At 43.8% G+C, this 19,923-nt stretch carries 17 protein-coding genes and 1 tRNA gene; 13 read left to right on the top strand and 5 right to left on the bottom strand.

Annotated features, from left to right (window positions below):
• Positions 1-524: 524 nt before the first annotated feature.
• Entirely contained in the window at positions 525-1,565 is a 1,041-nt protein-coding gene (locus tag F824_RS0104480) for an RluA family pseudouridine synthase (RefSeq protein WP_019596665.1), read from the bottom strand.
• A 64-nt stretch (positions 1,566-1,629) separates the two neighbouring features.
• Here F824_RS0104480 and F824_RS0104475 point away from each other — a divergent pair, with 64 nt between their 5' ends.
• Positions 1,630-2,547 (top strand): 1-aminocyclopropane-1-carboxylate deaminase/D-cysteine desulfhydrase, encoded by a 918-nt coding sequence (locus tag F824_RS0104475; RefSeq protein WP_019596664.1) that lies wholly within the window; start codon positions 1,630-1,632, stop codon positions 2,545-2,547.
• Between the two features lie 60 nt (positions 2,548-2,607).
• Here the strand turns inward: F824_RS0104475 and F824_RS0104470 are convergent, their stop codons facing one another.
• From F824_RS0104470 to F824_RS0104460, 3 genes are all read right to left on the bottom strand, one after another.
• Positions 2,608-3,243, bottom strand: coding sequence for an AlbA family DNA-binding domain-containing protein (locus F824_RS0104470; protein ID WP_019596663.1), 636 nt, complete (start codon positions 3,241-3,243; stop codon positions 2,608-2,610).
• Positions 3,244-3,382: 139 nt separating this feature from the next.
• Entirely contained in the window at positions 3,383-5,425 is a 2,043-nt protein-coding gene (gene uvrB, locus F824_RS0104465; RefSeq protein ID WP_019596662.1) for an excinuclease ABC subunit UvrB, read from the bottom strand.
• Positions 5,426-5,487: 62 nt separating this feature from the next.
• Positions 5,488-6,681 (bottom strand): Lnb N-terminal periplasmic domain-containing protein, encoded by a 1,194-nt coding sequence (locus F824_RS0104460; RefSeq protein WP_019596661.1) that lies wholly within the window; start codon positions 6,679-6,681, stop codon positions 5,488-5,490.
• A gap of 158 nt (positions 6,682-6,839) precedes the next feature.
• Between F824_RS0104460 and F824_RS25540 the strand changes: the two genes are divergently transcribed.
• The 4 genes from F824_RS25540 to F824_RS0104440 all read left to right on the top strand — a co-directional run bounded on the left by F824_RS25540 (position 6,840) and on the right by F824_RS0104440 (position 12,252).
• Positions 6,840-9,047 carry a hypothetical protein gene (locus F824_RS25540; RefSeq protein WP_019596660.1) on the top strand — a complete coding sequence of 736 codons (2,208 nt, stop codon included), beginning with the start codon at positions 6,840-6,842 and terminating at the stop codon, positions 9,045-9,047.
• 98 nt (positions 9,048-9,145) lie between these two features.
• Positions 9,146-10,459, top strand: coding sequence for a gluconate:H+ symporter (locus F824_RS0104450; RefSeq protein ID WP_019596659.1), 1,314 nt, complete (start codon positions 9,146-9,148; stop codon positions 10,457-10,459).
• Positions 10,460-10,516: 57 nt separating this feature from the next.
• Positions 10,517-10,984, top strand: coding sequence for a RidA family protein (locus F824_RS0104445; protein ID WP_019596658.1), 468 nt, complete (start codon positions 10,517-10,519; stop codon positions 10,982-10,984).
• A gap of 194 nt (positions 10,985-11,178) precedes the next feature.
• On the top strand, positions 11,179-12,252 hold the full coding sequence (locus tag F824_RS0104440) for a dipeptidase (RefSeq protein WP_026333494.1): 1,074 nt from the start codon (positions 11,179-11,181) through the stop codon (positions 12,250-12,252).
• An 822-nt stretch (positions 12,253-13,074) separates the two neighbouring features.
• Here F824_RS0104440 and F824_RS0104420 read toward each other — a convergent pair.
• A tRNA-Arg gene (locus tag F824_RS0104420) sits at positions 13,075-13,149 on the bottom strand.
• 145 nt (positions 13,150-13,294) lie between these two features.
• On the opposite strand from F824_RS0104420, the gene F824_RS0104415 reads away from it, so the two are divergent.
• From F824_RS0104415 to F824_RS0104375, 8 genes are all read left to right on the top strand, one after another.
• A complete protein-coding gene (locus F824_RS0104415) occupies positions 13,295-13,975 on the top strand; it encodes a 30S ribosomal protein S16 (protein ID WP_019596653.1) in 681 nt (226 codons plus the stop codon).
• Positions 13,976-13,989: 14 nt separating this feature from the next.
• Positions 13,990-14,520 (top strand): ribosome maturation factor RimM, encoded by a 531-nt coding sequence (rimM, locus tag F824_RS0104410; RefSeq protein WP_019596652.1) that lies wholly within the window; start codon positions 13,990-13,992, stop codon positions 14,518-14,520.
• 3 nt (positions 14,521-14,523) lie between these two features.
• The gene (gene trmD, locus F824_RS0104405; RefSeq protein ID WP_019596651.1) at positions 14,524-15,201 is read left to right on the top strand and encodes a tRNA (guanosine(37)-N1)-methyltransferase TrmD; all 678 of its coding nucleotides are present in this window, start codon (positions 14,524-14,526) and stop codon (positions 15,199-15,201) included.
• A 97-nt stretch (positions 15,202-15,298) separates the two neighbouring features.
• Positions 15,299-15,667, top strand: coding sequence for a 50S ribosomal protein L19 (gene rplS / locus F824_RS0104400; protein ID WP_019596650.1), 369 nt, complete (start codon positions 15,299-15,301; stop codon positions 15,665-15,667).
• A gap of 558 nt (positions 15,668-16,225) precedes the next feature.
• A complete protein-coding gene (gltX, locus tag F824_RS0104390; RefSeq protein ID WP_026333493.1) occupies positions 16,226-17,764 on the top strand; it encodes a glutamate--tRNA ligase in 1,539 nt (512 codons plus the stop codon).
• 91 nt (positions 17,765-17,855) lie between these two features.
• Positions 17,856-18,062 (top strand): hypothetical protein, encoded by a 207-nt coding sequence (locus F824_RS0104385; RefSeq protein WP_026333492.1) that lies wholly within the window; start codon positions 17,856-17,858, stop codon positions 18,060-18,062.
• Positions 18,063-18,473: 411 nt separating this feature from the next.
• Positions 18,474-19,133, top strand: coding sequence for a porin family protein (locus F824_RS0104380; protein ID WP_019596646.1), 660 nt, complete (start codon positions 18,474-18,476; stop codon positions 19,131-19,133).
• Between the two features lie 71 nt (positions 19,134-19,204).
• On the top strand, positions 19,205-19,786 hold the full coding sequence (locus F824_RS0104375; RefSeq protein ID WP_019596645.1) for a NifU family protein: 582 nt from the start codon (positions 19,205-19,207) through the stop codon (positions 19,784-19,786).
• Positions 19,787-19,923 lie beyond the last annotated feature (137 nt).

Genomic DNA, 19,923 nt, shown 5'->3' with positions numbered 1-19,923 from the left:
TTCAACACCTTACAGTATATGTCAACAAAGCCTTTTGCCATTCTTGATACATCAAAGGTAATGCACAGAATCTGTTATTAAAAATAATTCAATAATTTTGCTAAAAATTTACAGTAAATTTAAAATAACGGGATATTTTTTAAATAAATAAAAATTACAACGATTGCGAAAACCCCGATTTTGAAAACTTGACAATTGAATTGAAGTTTCCTATTGAGAATTCAAAAAAATTTAGCAAAATGTTTAATGATTTGCTAAAATATAATGGATAAATTAATAATTGTGTAACACTTTCGCGTCCCCCACTCGAAATCTTCAAAAATTCATCTTTCATGGGAGGTTTTGGCTCTTATATTCATTCATTCAGAATAAAATTTCTTGAAAAAGGGAATGTCATGCTCACAAAAGGGCATAAAAAAGCGCAAAAGTAAATAAGTCAAAATTGACCTTATTCCCTTTGCGCTTCTCTGCTTTTTTTTATTTAATGATTCAGTTCCTGGTAAGGTTCGAAAACCAAATATTCATTAATTCTCATAGGTCACATAATTCTCCCATTTCTCCAATACTTGGGCGAAATCGGCAGGCAATGGTGCCTCAAAATACATTTTCTCCTTCGTGAAAGGATGGACAAATCCAAGCGACATCGCATGCAATGCCTGCCTCGGGATCATCGCAAAACAATTGTGAACGAAGGATTTATATTTGGAAAATTGTGTCCCTTTGCGGATTTTATCTCCACCATACATCGCATCATTGAACAAGGGATGTCCAATATACCTCATGTGGGCACGGATTTGATGGGTTCTCCCCGTTTCCAGGTTACATTGCACCAGAGACACGTACCTCAGGCTTTTCAAAACCTTCCAGTGCGTGATCGCGTGCTTTCCTTGGCTGCCGTCTGGATAGGCTTCGATGACCTTTCTGTTTTTGGCACTTCTGCCCACGTGGGTGTTTATGGTTCCCACCTCATCCTTTGGTTCTCCCCAGACCAAGGCCAAATAGGTCCTCTCGATCGTGTGGTGAAAAAACTGTCCAGCCAAGTCTGACATGGCCAATTCGGATTTGGCGACTACCAACAAACCCGAAGTGTCCTTATCAATCCGATGCACCAATCCTGGCCTCCCGGTATTTCCCGGAAGTTCCGGCAATTGATTGAAATGATACATCAATCCATTGACCAAGGTCCCGGTCCAATTCCCATGCGCAGGATGAACGACCATCCCAGCCGGCTTATTGACGATCATCAAATGCTCATCTTCATACAATATGTCGAGGTCCAAATCTTCCGGTTGGGATTCGGTTTTCTTGGACGGACTTTCCATCATTACCTTGACTTCATCCAAAGGTCTCACCTTATAATTGGATTTCGTCACCGCACCGTTTACCAAAACCATTCCGGTATCTATGGCATTCTGTACTTTGTTTCGGGTGGCATTGGTCACCCTTTCCGTTAAGAACTTATCGATACGGGTTGGAGACTGCCCTTTATCGATAATAAAATTATAATGTTCAAAGAGCTCCAACTCTTCTTCTTCGAATTCTTCTCCGTCAAACACTTCTTCCATTTTACAAAAATAAGGTGCATTTCATAAAGTTTCGGTTATTTGCAGAATAATTCCTCTGAATGTTTTGTTGATCCCTTCCCATATCCCCACCCAAAAAATCGAAAACCCTCTCCTTTTGGAGAAAGGCATCCATCTTTTTGTCAAAAGACTGGACCTTGTTCATCCTTTGGTTTCGGGCAATAAATTTTACAAACTCAAACACAATCTTATAAAAGCAAAGGAGGAAGGCCATTCCCAAATCCTGACTTTTGGAGGTGCATATTCCAACCATATTTATGCTGCTGCTGTGGCAGCCAAGGAAATGGGATTGAAGGCAATCGGTATCATCAGGGGAGAAGAAACCCTTCCTTTGAACCCTACACTGGCTTTCGCAAAGGAAAAGGGCATGCTGCTTCACTACCTGAACCGATCCACCTACAGATCCAAAAACACAACAGAAGTCCTGGAGGGCCTGGCCGCACAATTCGGTCACTTTTACCTTATTCCCGAAGGGGGTACGAATGCACTTGCCATCCAAGGCTGTGGTGAAATACTCTCCCTTGATGACGCACAATTTGATTTTGTATCCCTGAGCATCGGGACTGGGGGCACCTTTACAGGTATCGCCTCAAGCTTGGCGGCAAACCAACAGTTATTGGGGTTTTCTTCCCTAAAGGGAAATTTCATCCATCAGGAAATATTAGACCTGCTTCAACAGCATGTCAATTCCCCACCTTCAAATTATCAGATTTTGGATCAATATCACTTTGGGGGCTATGGAAAACATAACAAGATCTTGGTTGATTTTATAAAGGATTTCTATCTCCAAACCGGAATTCCTCTTGACCCGATTTATACCGGGAAAATGATGTTTGGCTTATTTGACCTTATCAACAAAGGGTTTTTTGAAAGGGGAACAAAAATCCTCGCCATCCATACCGGAGGTCTACAGGGGAATATTGGCTTCAACCAGCAGCACGGAACAGACCTTGACCTGAGTTGATGCCAATCGTATTGCATCATGGGCAATCTTTTCGGAGGAAAGGCCACGAAACCTCTCTAATTATTCTTTCAGGCAGTAGAGGTCTTCTGTTTCTCGGGGGATAATTTTCAACACGTTGGCCAAAACCAGCCGAACCAGCGTCTTGGATGCCAAAATGCGGGGCAAATTGGCCACACTGCAATATTCACTCAGCGTGATGGTTCCTTTTTGCGCCAGCGCCTTCATCAGGATATCCTCTTTTTCCCTGTAAGTAAAAATGATGTCTTTTTGTTTTTTGCCCTGCCGAAGGATTTCCCAGATTTCTTTGCTCGCATGAAGACTTTGATCGGCAGCCCTTATAAAAGCTTTTTTTCGGTTTCCCTCCAACAAAAAATGGGGTCTATGCTCTGATTTTTCAATATGAAAAACAGCGACTCCTTTCTTAGCATTGATTTTCAGCACACTGAGTTGGTAGTTTAATTTAGGCAAGATCAGTTCCGCAATGGCTTTTTCCATGACAAAAACCTCCTCCTCGATGAATTTCTGTCCGCTCACTGTACCATCATCGTCTACCCCAATCAACAAATGCCCCCCTTCCGTATTGGCCAAGGCGATGATCTCCCGAACGATTTTTTCGGGAAATGCAGCTTTCTTTTTGAATTCGATCTTCAAACCTTCCCCCTGCTGGGCCAATCTATGTATTTCCTGAAGTGTCATTTTTTTAGGGCATTTGTATCCAGGCTTAGAAATCCTACATCCCAGCATTCCGAAATGGCCACTGAACTGAATTCTAATCGGGAATTGATTAAGCGTCTATTTCGCCCTTTGTTCAGAAAGGAAGAAAAAAATCCGGTGATTATCCAGAAACGCCTCTGTTCATTTGCTCCAATCTGTTTTTCATTCCCTGCCATTCATCTCTCAATCGTGCAGCCTCCATGAAATCAAGCTCTTTGGCGGCTTTTTCCATCATCTTTTGGGTCTGACCGATCAGTTTTTCGAGTTTATCCTTACTCAGGTATTGCAACAGGGGATCTGCGGCAACCTGTGCTTCCAATTCCAAGGTTTCCTGGTAGATTTTTGCATTTCTCTTGCTGTCCGCCACCTTGGTCTGACCCAGGATTTTTTCCCTGGATTTGATGATGGTGGTGGGTGTGATCCCATGCTTTTCGTTGTATTCTGATTGCACAGCTCTCCGTCTCCGGGTTTCATCCATGGCCAGCTGCATGGAATTGGTCACTTTGTCGGCATACATGATCACCCTTCCATTTTCATTCCTTGCAGCACGACCAATGGTTTGTACCAAACTCCGTTCATTTCTCAAAAAGCCTTCCTTATCCGCATCCAAGATTGCCACCAAGGATACCTCGGGAAGATCCAGCCCTTCTCTCAATAAGTTGACTCCGACCAATACATCGAAAACCCCCAATCGCAGTTCCCTGAGAATCTCAACCCTATCCAGTGGTTTTACCTCGGAATGGATGTAGCGGCTTTTCACGCCGGTTCTTTCCAGGTATTTCTGGAGTTCCTCTGCCATTCTTTTGGTCAACGTGGTGATCAACACCCTGTCGCCAGCCTGAATGGTTTGGTCAATTTCTTCCAAAAGATCATCGATCTGATTGGCACTTGGTCGCACTTCGATGTTCGGATCCAGAAGACCTGTTGGCCTGATGATCTGTTCCACCACGACTCCCTCCGTTTTGGCCAATTCATAATCGGCCGGTGTGGCGCTGACGTAGATCACCTGATTGGTGATGCTCTCAAACTCCTCAAATTGAAGGGGTCTATTGTCCAATGCGGAAGGGAGCCTGAAACCGTATTCGACCAAATTCATTTTTCTGGAACGGTCACCTCCCCACATCGCACGAACCTGGGAAACCGTCACATGGCTTTCGTCAATCACCATCAGGTAATCATCGGGAAAGTAATCCAACAAGCAGAAAGGCCTTGTTCCGGGAAGTCTTCTGTCAAAGTATCGGGAATAATTCTCCACTCCGGAACAGTAACCCAACTCTCGGATCATCTCAAGGTCGAATTCCGTTCTTTCCTTCAATCTTTTTGCCTCGATCAACCTCATGTCCTTTTCGAAAAAAGCCACTTGGGCCACCATGTCATCCTGGATTTCATGGATGGCGGTATCGATCACGTCCCGGCCCGTGACGAAGAGATTGGCAGGGAAAATAGAAATGATTTTTTCGTCTGAAATTTTCTTTCCGGAATCTGGATCGATTCTATGAATCGCTTCGATCTCATCGCCCCAAAAATAAATCCTGTACCCAAAGTCCGCGTAGGCTACAAAAACATCCACCGTGTCCCCTTTTACCCGGAAGGTACCGTGGGTAAGGTCTTGATTGACCCGACTGTAAAGAATGTCCACCAACTTGAACAAAAGCTGGTTGCGGGGAATGCGATCCCCTTCCTGTAGCTTGATGATGTTTTTCCCAAACTCATCGGGATTTCCGATGCCGTAGATGCAGGAAACCGAAGCCACGACGATCACGTCCCTTCTGCCCGAAAGCAGGGAAGACGTGGCGCTCAACCTCAATTTCTCTATTTCCTCGTTGATGGAAAGGTCTTTTTCTATATAGGTACCGCTGGAGGGAATAAAGGCCTCCGGCTGATAATAGTCATAATAAGAGATGAAATACTCAACGGCATTGTCTGGGAAAAACTGCTTGAATTCACCGTAAAGTTGGGCGGCAAGGGTCTTGTTATGGCTCAGGACCAAAGTGGGCTTTCCGGTCTGTTGGATCACATTGGCGACGGTGAACGTCTTGCCCGAACCCGTCACCCCCAGCAGCACTTGGCTGGCATCACCCCTGTTGACACCCTCGACAAGTTGTTCGATGGCAACGGGCTGATCTCCGGTTGGTTTGAATTCTGAAACTAATCTGAAGTCCATAAGGATGTATTGTATTTTAGAGTAAACAGAGAATACCCCTCAAATAGTTTTCCGAACTTCCTTTAATTACCTGCCCTGATCTTTTTGAACTTGTCCAGGTTGTAATAAAGGAAGTTGGTTCTGAGAATGAGGACCAACAATAAAGGCACTATACTCGGGTGGAAAGATTGCCAGCCGAGTATCCAAAAGACAATGGCGGCATCGGCCATGATCAAGGCAAACATCAGGTACTTTCTCACCCAAACTGCGGGTTTGGCTTGAAGAAGGCCATATACCAAGACTAGGTGAGGAGGAAATGCCCAGAGGATATTCCAGTTGTATTTGGTTTGGGAATGGAAAGTGAAAAACCAAAGCATGACAATAACCAAACCCAGGACGCCCAACACCGCAAAAAGCGTGACGTCAAACCCAATCAGGAGGCGTTGCTTTTTGTATCCAAAATAAGTAATCAAAAGAAAAACGATGGCCACTAACCAAAATAGCAGATAGGGATTGAATAAAGAACCGTCCCCTTCTCCATCCGCAAATTCAAGGATTGTTCGCTCTTCTTTGACCAAAGGACGGGTTGGCCCATCCCCTTCTATCGTAGCCGTGGCAAATGCCGCTTCGACATAATCCGGCAAGAACTGTTTTTGCCATTCTGAGGCTTTTCGGTCTATGACCGAACCCAAGGCAAGGTCAATCCCAAAATCCGCCCAAGGCATAGCATAAACATATTCATCGATCAGGTTCCGGTAGGTTTTCTCCTCTGCTGCGGGATCATCGTTCCATTTCAAGCTTTTTCCCAGCACCGATTCCATCATGTCCCTTATCCTTGTGGAGCAATTGTCATAGAAGAAATCATAACGGTAAGCCCGGTTTTCGGGAAGCTGGTTGATCTGTAAAAAACGGACCATATCTGCGGATTGGGTAGGATTCAAGTCCAGGATTTGCTCCCTGACATCTCTTTCATTGTAATGGTACTCCATTAAAAACCTTTCGTAGGTGGTCACACTCAAGATATAATCGAGTGTTCTTTGGGTGAATTTCACGTAGAAAAAGGGGGTATTGAAGTCAAAAGTCCCATAGTTGAAAACCAAATCCTGTCCGGTCTCCCTATCCAAAACCCGTACAGCGCTGTGGCCAAAGGCAGAGTACAATTCCTCTCCCGGATCACAGGTCAGCAGGCTGATCTGATAGTCTTGCGCTGAGGCAATGAAAATAGTCGAATAAATAAACGAATAAATCAGCAACAGTTTTTTCAAATAAGGGGGCATATGTATAGATTTATTCTGGTCCTAATTTTTTAAGCATGACTTTTTGCAAACTCCAACATAAGCTTAGATTTCACAATTTGTGGCGAATTTACTGGATATTCTCCTTAAATCTCCTACAAATCCTTTTATTCTGTCCAAGGCTTTGTGCACAAATTGCATTGGAAACCAACGATTACAGGACCATTTCCTCCGGCAACTTTCAAAACCCCGCCATTTGGGAAACTTGGAATGGGGCGGCTTGGATTCCCACCCTCCTCAAACCAGACAGAAACAACAATATTTTCATTGATCAAGGCAACGAAGTCCGGCTGATGCAAAATGAAGAAGCCAAAAATGTTTATCTCTTCAGTGCTGCCAGCCCCGGAAGAAAACTCAATCTCCAGAATTTTGAGCTTCAGGTTTACGGTGCATTGAGGGGTATGGATAAAACCGCGGGAATATTTATAATCAACAGCGTGACCAATGCCACAACAGATTGGATTTACCCGGAAACAGGGAAAATCGTTTTCAAAGGGATTTCCAGAACGGTGGTAGATCGGATTTCCTGGAGTGCCAATACCACAAACAGCCGATTCACGGTGGTTTTTGAACCGGATTTTGGTGAAACCTTGATTGTCAATTCTGCATTTAAGGCAAACCGCTTCATCATCCAATCCGGAACGGTGATCCAAACCGTCAACACGATGGGCATCCCCGCTTGTTCCACTTTTTCTTTCAATACGCAGGCAATTTTCAATGGCAGCAATCCCTATGGAGATTTGATTATAGAGCCTTTGGCTACCTTGATTTCTGCATGTTCGGCGCCTCTGTCTGCGATCATCCGAAGATCCGAGTCCATTCCAGGAGCACTTTTTCACCTCAAGCCGACGGGAAATCTAATTTTATCTGGAAATATCCCCACCATGGATGTGGCCAATTTTATCATGGAGGGAAGTGTGTATTACAGCTCAAACACCGGCAACCAACAAATGCTCCGCTCAACTATGGCCACATCAGGACGTTTCAAAACCTACCAGAACTTGTTTTTCGAGAATGCGGCCACCAAAACACTGAATGATTCCATTTTCCTCAGAGGAAATTTTGTTTATCTTAACGGTGGCGCCGTATTGGATCGTCCCACATTCCTACGATTTGAAGGCGCAGGAGCGCAACAAATCATCAATCTTGAAATGGACCTCCACCAAATTGAAGTCAACAAGCCTTCCGGAACCCTTTTGACAAACAATAACCTCAGAATAAAATCGAATTTCCTTATGAAAAACGGGAGGGTCGATTTTGGAGGAAACAGGCTCTTTCTCAACACCAGCGGAAATGGTTTTTATACCTATCAAGGCGGAAGCTGGCTGAATCTAAGCCAATTGGTTTACAACCAGATACCAATGGGATTGAATGGGTCAAACGCTGCTTTCCCCTTCGAGGATTTTTATCAGGGAGGCATTCGAGAAGTCCGGCTTTTGGGAAATTCTCCCGGAGGGAATCTATCCATCCGGTTTTTGGAATTCCCAGGAGCAGACTGGGACCCTTCGTTCAATGATTCGGATGGTACTCCGATTTTGTATCAATTGTACAGTTTTTTTGAGTTTTCTGGACTAAATGCAGGTACAGATGATTTGGAGCTAAGAATTTCCGCTAAAAATCTCATCGTGGACGATGTCGATGATCTCAGGATTGTAAGTCTGGGACAAGCTGCTCCAGGAACGCACCTTCCCGGCTTGGATCCCGATAAACTGTGGGCCAGAAGGCAACTCACTTTTGGGGAATTGAACAATCAAACCTTAACTGTGGGCAGCTTTAGGATCATGAGTATCCTTCCAGTCACCTGGCTGGAAACCTCCGCGAAAAGAATTGCCGCAGGGGCTAAGGTCAACTGGTCTACTGCAAAAGAAACGAACAACCACAAATTCAAAATCCTTCAGTCTTTGGGAAATGTAGCATCCTTCAAATCGATTGGAGAGGTTCCAAGCTGGGGAGACAGTGATATTGTTCAACATTATGAATTTGAACACCATGATTTTTATGGCGCACAACCGGTTTATTTCAAAATAGAGCAAGTCGACAAAGATGGAAAATCAACATTGAGCAAGGTCTTCCGCATGATCAATTCTCAAAATCCGGATCGCATCAGCGGGGTTAAGATCTGGCCAAATCCCTATTCTTCAGGTCGGGTATCGATAGTTCTATCCGAATTTTTTGAGCCCAAAACCACAATTGTCCAAATCCATAACCCACAGGGAGTGATCCTCTACCATGATTTACTGGATAAATTATCCCTTGAAAAAGAATTGGAAGGCCTGAAGCCCGGATTGTATTTCATCTCCTTTGTGGACAGGGAAAATCATCAATACCTCCGCTTGCTTAAAGATTGACGGCAGGGAAATTTTACCATTCATCAAATATATCAATGGGCATGTTGAGCGGTTCTTAAATATTTTTTTAACTTAAAACCTCAAACCCAAACCTACCTATGACCATTTTATTTGTACTCCTTAGCATCCTGGTGCTTATTCTTTTAATTACCTGGGTAAAACTCAACCCTTTTCTTGCCTTTTTGATCTCCTCCATCCTTGCAGGCTTCCTCTTGGGAATCCCACCAGAAAAAATAGCCAAATCTGTGCAAATGGGGATGGGCAGCCTTTTGGGGGATTTGGTCATCGTGATCACCATGGGCGCCATGCTGGGAAAATTGGTTGCGGAAAGTGGTGCCGCCCAGAGAATCTCAGACACTTTGATGGCCATTTTTGGCGTGAAAAATGTCCATTGGGCAATGATGGTCACTGGATTGGTGGTCGGAATTCCCCTTTTTTACAATGTAGGATTTGTGTTGCTGGTCCCCTTGGTTTTCACAGTTTCCTACCAATACAAATTGCCAGCGGTGTATGTTGGAATGCCATTGCTGGCCGCATTGTCCGTAACGCATGGTTTTTTGCCCCCGCACCCCTCTCCGGCGGCATTGGTTGCCCAATTCGGAGCCAATATGGGACTCACTCTGGTGTATGGATTGATCATCGTTATTCCCACCATCATCATTGCAGGCCCTTTGTTTGCACGTTTTCTCAAAAACATCAAATCCTCTCCCTTGGAAACTTTCCAGGCCAAACCAAAAAGAGAAGAGGAACTCCCCGGAAATTTCAACAGTTTTTTCTCGGCGCTCTTTCCTGTTGCACTGTTGATCGGAACAACGGTTTTGGCCTTTCAGATTCCTGAAACCAGCAGCATTTACCACTACATCTTATTTGTTGGCGACCCAGGGATGGTGATGCTGATTTCCCTTCTGTTGGCCACTTATACCTTGGGCCTAAGAATGAATTTTTCCATCAATACATTGATGGACCTGTATGTGGTTTCGGTCAAAGATATATCCATGATCCTTTTGATCATTGCTGGAGCAGGCGCGCTCAAACAAGTATTGATGGACAGTGGCGTCAGCCAAACCATTGCAGACGGACTTCAAGGATGGGATGTTCATCCCTTGGTTTTGGCTTGGACGATCACGGCCATCATCCGGGTTTGCGTAGGCTCAGCAACCGTAGCGGGATTGACGACCGCAGGTATCATCGCGCCATTGGTATCGGGAGGTGTGGTGGACCCGAATCTGTTGGTACTGTCCATCGGAGCGGGAAGCCTGATGTTTTCCCATTTCAATGATGCTGGATTTTGGATGTTCAAGGAATATTTCAATGTCAGCATCAAAGACACCCTGAAGTCCTGGTCCTTGATGGAAACCATTGTGGCCGTTGTAGGGCTTGGTGGCGTCATGCTTTTGGATCTAATTATTTAAATTGCATCAGAAAAAAAGGAATTTGATCATTCAAGTGAAAATTTTTACACAAACAAGATGAAAACAGCAGAAGAAAATTTTGAGGCTTTGGGCCTAATATTGCCCCCTCCACCCAAACCGCTTGGGGTTTATAAGCCTTGCCTGATAGATGGCAAATACCTTTATCTGTCCGGACATGGAACTGTTCAAGAGGATGGCACTTTGATTATCGGTAGAATCGGAGAGGATTTGGACATTCAAGCCGGCAAAACCGCCGCACGGCAGGTTGGTTTGGCCATGTTGTCCACGATAAAAGCGAATCTGGGCAGCCTAAACAAAGTGAAACGAGTAATAAAAGTACTCGGAATGGTCAATTGCACATCGGATTTCGAAAAACATCCTTATGTCATCAACGGCTGCAGCGAATTGTTTGCCAGTGTTTGGGGAGAGGAAAATGGTATCGGGGTCAGAAGCGCCGTTGGCTTTGGCTCACTTCCCGACAATATTCCCGTCGAAATAGAGGCCATGTTTGAGCTGGAGCAATGAAAAGAGATAGGATCAACCGCTGTTGGCCAGTAAAATATATTTTCTAAGAAAAGGATTGGAAGACAGAAGCTGGAAGAAAGAAGAATCCTCCAATTAAGATTTTTGGCTTCTACTGGCGTTTTGCGGATATACATAAAAAAGAAAACTCCTTGCTCTGGCAGGGGAAATTTAACAAAAAAAAAAACACTCCAAACATGTTCACCATAGACGCTCATCTTGATTTAAGCATGAATGCCCTCGAATGGAACAGGGATTTGAGAAAACCACTTTCGGAGATCAACCGGAGGGAAAATGGGATGGTAGATAAACCAGACCGTGGAAAGGCCACCGTTTGTATTCCGGAATTGAGAAAAGGGGAAGTTGGCTTGGTGGTGGCGACCCAAATCGCCCGCTTTGTGTCAGAAGGAAATCCCCTCCCGGGATGGCATTCCCCAGAGCAGGCTTGGGCGCAGACGCAAGGACAACTGGCCTGGTACAAAGCCATGGAAGATGCTGGGGAAATGGTCCAGATAAATGACCTTGAAAGCCTGGAAAAGCATCTCCACCTCTGGCTGTTTGAGTTGCCTTGGAGCTACAAACCCATCGGGTACATCCTTTCCTTGGAAGGTGCGGACTCGATCGTGAACCTCAGTTACCTGGAGAAGGCGTACGAAAACGGACTTCGTGCTTTGGGTCCCGCCCATTACGGTCCTGGAAGGTATGCAAATGGGACAGATGCCACGGGCGGTTTGGGCCCGAATGGAAAAGAACTTTTGAAAGAAATGGAAAGGCTCAACATCATTTTGGACGCCACACATCTCTGTGACGATAGTTTTTGGGAAGCCCTGGCCAATTATAACGGTCCCGTCTGGGCAAGCCATAACAACTGCCGGGCACTGGTGAACCACAACAGGCAATTCAGCGATGATCAGCTCAAGGCATTGATCGAAAGGGGAGCCGTGATCGGAGGGGCTTTGGATGCTTGGATGATGGTCCCCAATTGGGAAAGGGGGAAATCAAACCCAAAGGAAATGGATTGTAATCTTGAGAAGATGATCGACCATATGGATCACATCTGTCAGCTGGCCGGAAATGCCAATCATATCGGAATCGGTTCGGATTTGGACGGTGCCTTTGGCCGGGAACAATGCCCCTATGATCTCGAGACCATAGGGGATTTCCAAAAAATTCCGAATCTTTTGACAAAAAGAGGTTACAGTCCAACCGACCTCAAAAAAGTCATGCATGGCAACTGGCTGGGTTTTTTGAAAAATGCATGGAAAGAATGAGGAGCAATCCGGAAACTTCGGAAGTGAATTTATCCAAGTCAATTCAGCCCGTGTCAGCATTCCCAATTCTATTGCGGCCTGAAATTTCTTGAGTAATCAGTCCTTGTTTACAATTTTTGACGACAACAAATCGGGAATATCCGTTATTCCCAAAATTGTCTGATTTTCTAGCTGTTTCCACTCCCATTAGGAAACGGAATACATCTTTCGGATTCAATAAAGAAAGCCCCCGTCCAAAAAAGGAGGAGGGCTTTCTTAATTAATAGGAATAAAAAAACAATCGCAAGGTTGATTAACCAGCGCGTTTTTTACCATCTTTTTTCTCTTTTTTCTCTGCTCTTTTTTCTTTCAGATTTTTTTCAGGCTTTTTTTTCTCTGCCTTCTTAACTGTTTTTTCTTTTGACATACCGGTAGAATTTGTACCAAGTTAATGATTCCCTTTGACAAAAAAAACAGCAAAAAAATCGGACTTGGTAGGTCACAGACCATGAACAGTTTAAACTCTCAAAACCATTTTCAAACAGGATTGTCGGATAAATCAAATCATTTTTCGGGGTTGATTCGGATGGGGTTTCTCTGAAAAAACGGATAAATCCCATTCACCTGCAGCCACTCAAAAAGGCATCCAGTCCGTTTGCCCGATTGAACTGGAGGGAACTGGTTTTCAATGTCTTTCAGACATGAACCCCGGAATTTTTCCAATAATATAGAGCCGGCATTGCAGTCCATCCAAAAATCCTTCACTTGAAGGAAGACGAATATTAATAAGGCATAAAAAAAGGGGACCAATCGTCCCCTTTAGATGGTTTAATAACCTGTTTTTGGTGGCCTCGCTAGGAATCGAACCTAGATCTAAAGTTTAGGAAACTTCTATTCTATCCATTGAACTACGAGGCCAGAATGTTTGTGAAAAAGAGATCAAAACGATTTTCCTTTCTAAAAACGATGCAATTTAAGTCATATATCTGTTAAAGTGCAAATATTATTATGGAAGTTGTTCTTTTCAATCAAAAAATCATATCTTTGCAGTCCAAAAAATAGGATGGACGAGATCCATCAATTCATTAAAAATCAACAATATATGGCAGTAAAAATCAGATTAGCGCGTAGAGGCAGAAAAAAATTAGCCATTTACGACGTAGTAGTAGCTGATGCAAGAGCTCCACGTGATGGACGCTTTATTGAAAAAATCGGTACTTATAACCCGAATTCTGACCCAGCATCCATCAACATCAACAATGAGCGCGCTCTTAAATGGTTGTTGAATGGTGCACAACCAACAGATACAGTAAAAGCAATGCTTTCTTACAGAGGCGTGATGCTTAAGAAACACCTTCAGATTGGTGTCTTGAAAGGCGCAATCACCCAAGAGCAGGCGGATGAGAAATTCCAAGTGTGGGCAGAAGGCAAAGAAACTGTCATCGCAGGTAAGGTAGAGAAATTAACCAAAGCAAAAGACGAAGCACGTCAGACCGCATTCGAGGCAGAAACTGCTAAGAACCAAGCGCGTTTGGATGTCATCAAATCAAGGGAAGATGAAGCAAAGGCTGTTGTAGCTGCTGCTGAAGCTGAAGCTGCCGCCGCAAAAGCTGCAATCGAAGCTGCAAAAGCACCTGTTGTTGAGCCTACTGTTGCTGAAGTTCCTGCTGAAGAAGCTCCTGCAGCAGAACCAGAAGCTGATGCACCTGAAGCATCTGCTGAAGGAGAAGAGTCTAAAGCATAATAGATAACCCCACCATGAACAAAGAAGATTGTTTCCAATTGGGCTACATTTCAAAAGTTCATGGTCTTCGTGGAGAAGTGACAGGAGTGTTAGATGTGGATTTTCCCGAGAACTACCAAGACCTCGAGCATGTCTTCATCGAACAGAAATCCAGATTGGTCCCCATGTTTCTTGAACATTTTGTCTTACAACCCGGAAATAAGGTTTTGGCGAAATTTGAAGATTTCAATTCCATAGACGAAGCAACTCCCCTGGTAGGATCGGCAATGTACCTTCCGCTATCTGAGTTGCCCAAACTTGAAGAAGACCAGTATTACTTCCACGAACTGATCGGATATGAGGTTTTGGATGAAAACCTTGGAAGGATCGGGGATATAAAGGTCATATATGACCTACAAACCCAGGATCTATTGGGTGTCGAACACAAAGGAAAAGAAGTGCTGATTCCGATTCAGGACGGCATTATTCAAAAAGTCGACAAAGCAGCTAAAAAAGTTTACTGCTCACTACCCGATGGATTGCTTGACATTTATTTGGAAGATTGATCCATGCGCATTGACATCATCACAGTAGTACCCGGATTGTTGGAAGGTCCTTTTGCCCACTCGATTCTGAAAAGAGCCGAAGACAAGGGATTGGCCATGGTCAGGGTCCACAACTTAAGGGATTATGCCAGTGGCAAGCAGAAGCAAGTCGACGACTATGCTTTTGGTGGCGGCGCAGGAATGGTCATGTCGATAGAACCTATCGCAAAGTGTATAGAAGCACTCAAAAGCGAAAGGGATTATGAAGAAGTCATTTATATGACCCCGGATGGTCAAACATTCGATCAGAAAATGGCCAACGCATTGTCGCTCAAAGGCAATATGATTATCCTCTGCGGTCATTACAAAGGCGTGGATGAAAGGGTCAGGCAAAAATTCATTACCAAAGAAATCAGCATCGGTGATTATGTCCTTTCGGGCGGAGAACTCGCTGCGGCAGTGGTAACGGATGCCATTATCCGGTTGATACCGGGCGTGCTCAATGACGAAACTTCGGCATTGACAGACTCCTTTCAAGACGGACTTTTGGCGCCACCGGTTTACACCAGACCTGCCGATTACGAAGGTATGGCGGTACCGGAGGTCTTGCTATCAGGACATCAAGCCCAAATAGAGCAATGGAGATTTGAGGCATCGGTTCGCCGGACCAAGGAAAGAAGACCCGACTTATTGGAAGGGTAGGATTTCCAAAGGCGATAGTAATAAGAGCTTAAAATTATAGAATTCACAAAAAATTGCGCTGAGGCGTGATTGCTACAAGCACATAAAATATACAGCTATGAGCGAACTACTTAAATTTGTAGAAGCGGAATATAAAGAGGTGAGAGCCAAATTCCCAACATTCAAAGCGGGGGACACCATCAATGTTCACGTGAGAATCACCGAAGGAAACAAAGACCGTATCCAGCAATTCCAGGGTACAGTGATCCAGAGGAGAAACATCAATTCCAATGGTGAAACCTTCACAGTAAGGAAAATATCCAATGGTGTGGGTGTAGAAAGAATTTTCCCTATCCTGGGTCCAAGCATCGAGAAAATCGAATTGCTGAGAGAAGGTAAGGTGAGAAGAGCAAGATTGTTCTACTTGAGAGGACGTCAAGGAAAAGCTGCCAAGATCAAAGAAAAGATCAGAAGCAGAAAAGCCTAATCTTAAAATCAATCAAAAAAAAGGAACTGGAAACGGTTCCTTTTTTTTGATTTTAAGTCTTGTTTTTTGGTATGAAAGACTTGATTGAACCCGTTTTATGCGTTATTCATTTAATTCCAGCCTAAAAAACCCAAATAATCAGTGAGTGAGTTTTGTTTGCTGTTTTTTATCTTCACCCTATCTGGCCTATACCTGATTTTTTTATCGCTTCAAACCCCATTACGAAACCTATTGCATATTTCGGGTTGAACCACAAACGATAGCTTTTCTCGACAATATTTTGAAAGAATCTTCAGTGATGGGGAACATGCTAATGGGGTGGATTTTCTTTTGAAAATTTGTGCTGGGTCCTTAAGAATTCAATTGATTTTTGATTATTTGGAAAGCGAAACCAACAAAAGCATCCCATAAATAAATGAACGCAGCAGGCAATCCAAAGCGCTTGCCCTTTTTGTTTAGACCAATCCTTATCTTTTCCTATCTTTGCAGTCTGAATTGATTCAGGACAACCAAAACAAGTGGGAAATTCCCGTGTTGTACAAAGCATAAATCAATACCATGAATAAAGAAGTACGCGTTAGATTTGCACCCTCCCCGACGGGAGCTTTACATATAGGAGGGGTTAGAACCGCCCTTTACAATTATCTTTTTGCCCGAAAAATGGGCGGAAAATTTTTATTAAGAATCGAGGATACAGACCAAAACCGTTTTGTTCCAGGTGCCGAAGAATACATCAAGGAATCCTTGAATTGGTTGGGAATCGCACCTGATGAAAGCCCTTGGAATCCGGGAGATTGCGGGCCTTACAGGCAGTCTGAGCGGAAGCCGATGTACATGCAATATGCGATGGATCTGATCGAAAAAGGCCACGCATACTACGCCTTCGATACGCCCGATGAATTAGATGCCATGAGGGAAAGGTTGACGGCAGCGCGCGTTGTGTCTCCGCAGTACAATTCCATCACAAGAACCCAGATGAAAAACTCCCTAACCCTTCCCGAGGATGAGGTAAAGGAAAGATTGGCCTCTGGAGAACCTTACGTGATCCGCGTCAAAATACCTAGAAAAGAAGAAGTAAGACTGAATGACATGATTCGTGGATGGGTTTTGGTTCATTCCAATTCACTGGATGACAAGGTTCTGATGAAATCAGACGGCATGCCCACTTACCACTTGGCCAATATCGTGGACGATCATCTTATGAAAATCACGCATGTGATCCGTGGAGAAGAATGGCTGCCTTCGGCACCTTTACACGTCTTGCTTTACAAGTACTTTGGATGGGAAGATACCATGCCTCAGTTTGCCCATTTGCCGTTGTTGTTGAAACCCGATGGAAATGGTAAACTCTCCAAAAGAGATGCCGAAAAACACGGTTTTCCTATTTTCCCCTTGGACTGGTCAGATCCAAACACCGGTGATATTGTTGCAGGTTTTAGGGAAGCTGGATATCTGCCAGATGCATTTTTGAATTTCCTTTCGTTTTTGGGTTGGAATCCTGGGGACCATCGTGAGTTATTCACTTTGGAGGAATTGGTAGAGGCATTTTCAGTCGAGCGGATTGGGAAATCAGGCACCAAATTCGACATCAACAAGGCCAAATGGTTCAATGAGCAATATCTGAGAGCCAAAACGGACGAGGAATTGGCGGCATATCTGATTGCTGATGTAGAAAAAGAAGGATTGACCGTGGAGGCAAGCAAGGCTGCCCAAATCGCCCATGTCGTCAAAGAGCGTGCAACTTTCCCTGCTGACCTTTGGAAAGAAGGTCGGTTTATGCTGATTGCGCCAAGTCAATTCGACCAAGACATCGCCTCAAAAAAGTGGAATACAGATACCGAAACAGTTTTGGGGACGTACAGAGAAAAGCTTTTGCAATTTTCGGGTGAGTTCACCCCTGAGAACGCAAAATCACTACTGGAAGCCGCTTCGGAAGAAAATGGTATAAAACTCGGCAAAATCATGCAAGCGATTCGACTCGCAGTAACCGGTGTTGGAGCGGGACCTGAATTGATGCCTGTTTTCAACATCATTGGGAAAGAAGAATTAATCAAAAGGATCTCTTTTGCGTTAGAAACCTTGAAAGTAAATTCATAAAAACCATCTCTTCGTTGGATTTGGACCTTTAGATTCTTGTAAACTAATCTAAGTCTGTCCAATTCATCCGAGAGAAACAACCGCAATGACCATGGCCAAGAAATCAAAAAAGGAAGAAAACCCCAAAGTCCACAGTGATCTTGAAGGGTTCAAGATGAACATCAATTCATTCGGTGAAATTTCCAGCAGTTTTCCCATCGACAAGCTCAATGAGTTCCTTAACAAAAACGTGGAAGATAAGAAACTGAAGGACAGGGAAGATATTGATGATATCAAGACGGGCAAGAAGAAAAAATAAGTACTCTTCCAATTCCATCCTAAATCCTTTCTCCAAATAAAAGGAGGGAAAGTCCTCCTACAAAGTTCAAAAAATCACAGCAACCCAAACGTTGCTGTGATTTTTTTTAATCTGAAATAGGCACATCAGGTCTCTTAAAGCGGAGCTGAAACTGCAAGAAAATCAGCCTATTTAAAGAATGAGGGGCAATATCGATAGGCTGAAGTCAATAAAAGCAAACACCTAAATGATTATTATTCAATTATAAGATGGAAGAAAATAGCCAATGCATAAAACGGGTTAAACCTCTTCAACTTAAATCTTTTAAAAAACAGCCCTCAACCTCCATTTTTGTACGATGGAAAACCAAGATTAAATCAATGATTTATCGTCAAAGTGTATGGCTTGGTAAATCATTTCTTATTTTTGGGCATGAAATGGAAAATACTGGTTTGCCTTTTTTCTCTTGGTTTGATTCTGACGGAAACCATTCAAGCCCAAACAAACATTGGGATTAGGGGTGGTTTTTCCACCTCCACCCTCACCTACCGGGCGGAGGTCGGTAGACGGGCAGACCGAGTCGGAGGAATCAAAGCCCCCACTTTTTCGTTTGTCATCGAACAGTATTTGGCAAAAAATGCGGGTGCGAGCCTGGAATTCCAGTTTATCAAACTCGGCTATACCCAAAGAGACACCTTGGAAAGAGTCAACCAAACCTCTTTGGAATACCTTAAAATTCCTTTTTTATCGAACTTTTATTTTGGAAACAGGGGCAAATTTCATGTCAAGCTTGGTCCACACTTCGGTTTTCTGATGAATGCAACTGACCTAAAGAGAGAATATGAAGGGAATGGCTTGTTGCCCACTTATGGCGGAGCTGGGGATGCCCCCAAGAATTTTATGTATGGCCTTACGGCGGGAGTTGGATTGTCCAATCTGTTTGGGAAAAGTACGGTGGCGGCAGATTTGAGATTCTCTTATGAATTTGGACGACCAGAAAGTCAAAACAGGATTTTTGACATGAATTCAACCAATCTGGAATTTACCCTCAGTTACCTTTTTCAAATCCTCAAACCAAAGTGGCAAAATTGATGGTTTCTGGAACTTATCACCCCGAATGCTGTTACTAAAATTACGAATCACAATTCAAACTCAATCTTACCATGTTGCAAGCTCAAAAGAAACCCGTTCATATATATATGGAAGCCAACCCAAACCCAAACTCACTGAAGTTTGTGGTGAATTTTATGTTGGCTGACGATGGCGTAAGCTTTGACTTTCCTGATCAGGAAAGCACTGAAAACTCGCCCTTGGCAAATGAATTGTTTAATTTCGACGCAGTGGAGCGTGTCTTTATTGCTTCGAACTTTGTAACAGTAACCAAAAACACTGAGGTAGATTGGATAGAAATCCAAGACATCGTCCGTGGCCATATCAAAAATTATCTGGAGTCTGGAAAACCTGCCGTACAAATAAACTTTGAAAAAGATCCGTTGTTCGATGAAAACGACTCTGAAGTCGTGAAAAAAATCAAAGGAATATTGGATGAATACATCAGACCTGCCGTCGAGCAGGATGGTGGTGCGATTGTCTTCCACAGTTTTCACGAAGGCGTGGTTAAGGTACTATTACAAGGGTCGTGCTCAGGTTGCCCTTCAAGTACCGTCACCCTCAAAGCCGGCATCCAAAATCTTCTGACCCGCATGCTCCCTGAAGTTAAGGAAGTGGTGGCCGAAGGAGTGTAATCCTCCGTTTCTTCACAAAAAATACGACACCTAAACACAAGTTTCCAGATTCTCAATCCTTATTGGGAACCTGGAGACGTTTGTGACGTAAGGGTTAACAACGGTAACCTTTAGGATAGCATCCTTTTGATTTCTCA

Source organism: Rhodonellum psychrophilum GCM71 = DSM 17998 (assembly GCF_000381545.1).
GTDB lineage: Bacteria > Bacteroidota > Bacteroidia > Cytophagales > Cyclobacteriaceae > Rhodonellum > Rhodonellum psychrophilum.
This window is presented reverse-complemented; position numbering and strand designations above follow the sequence as displayed.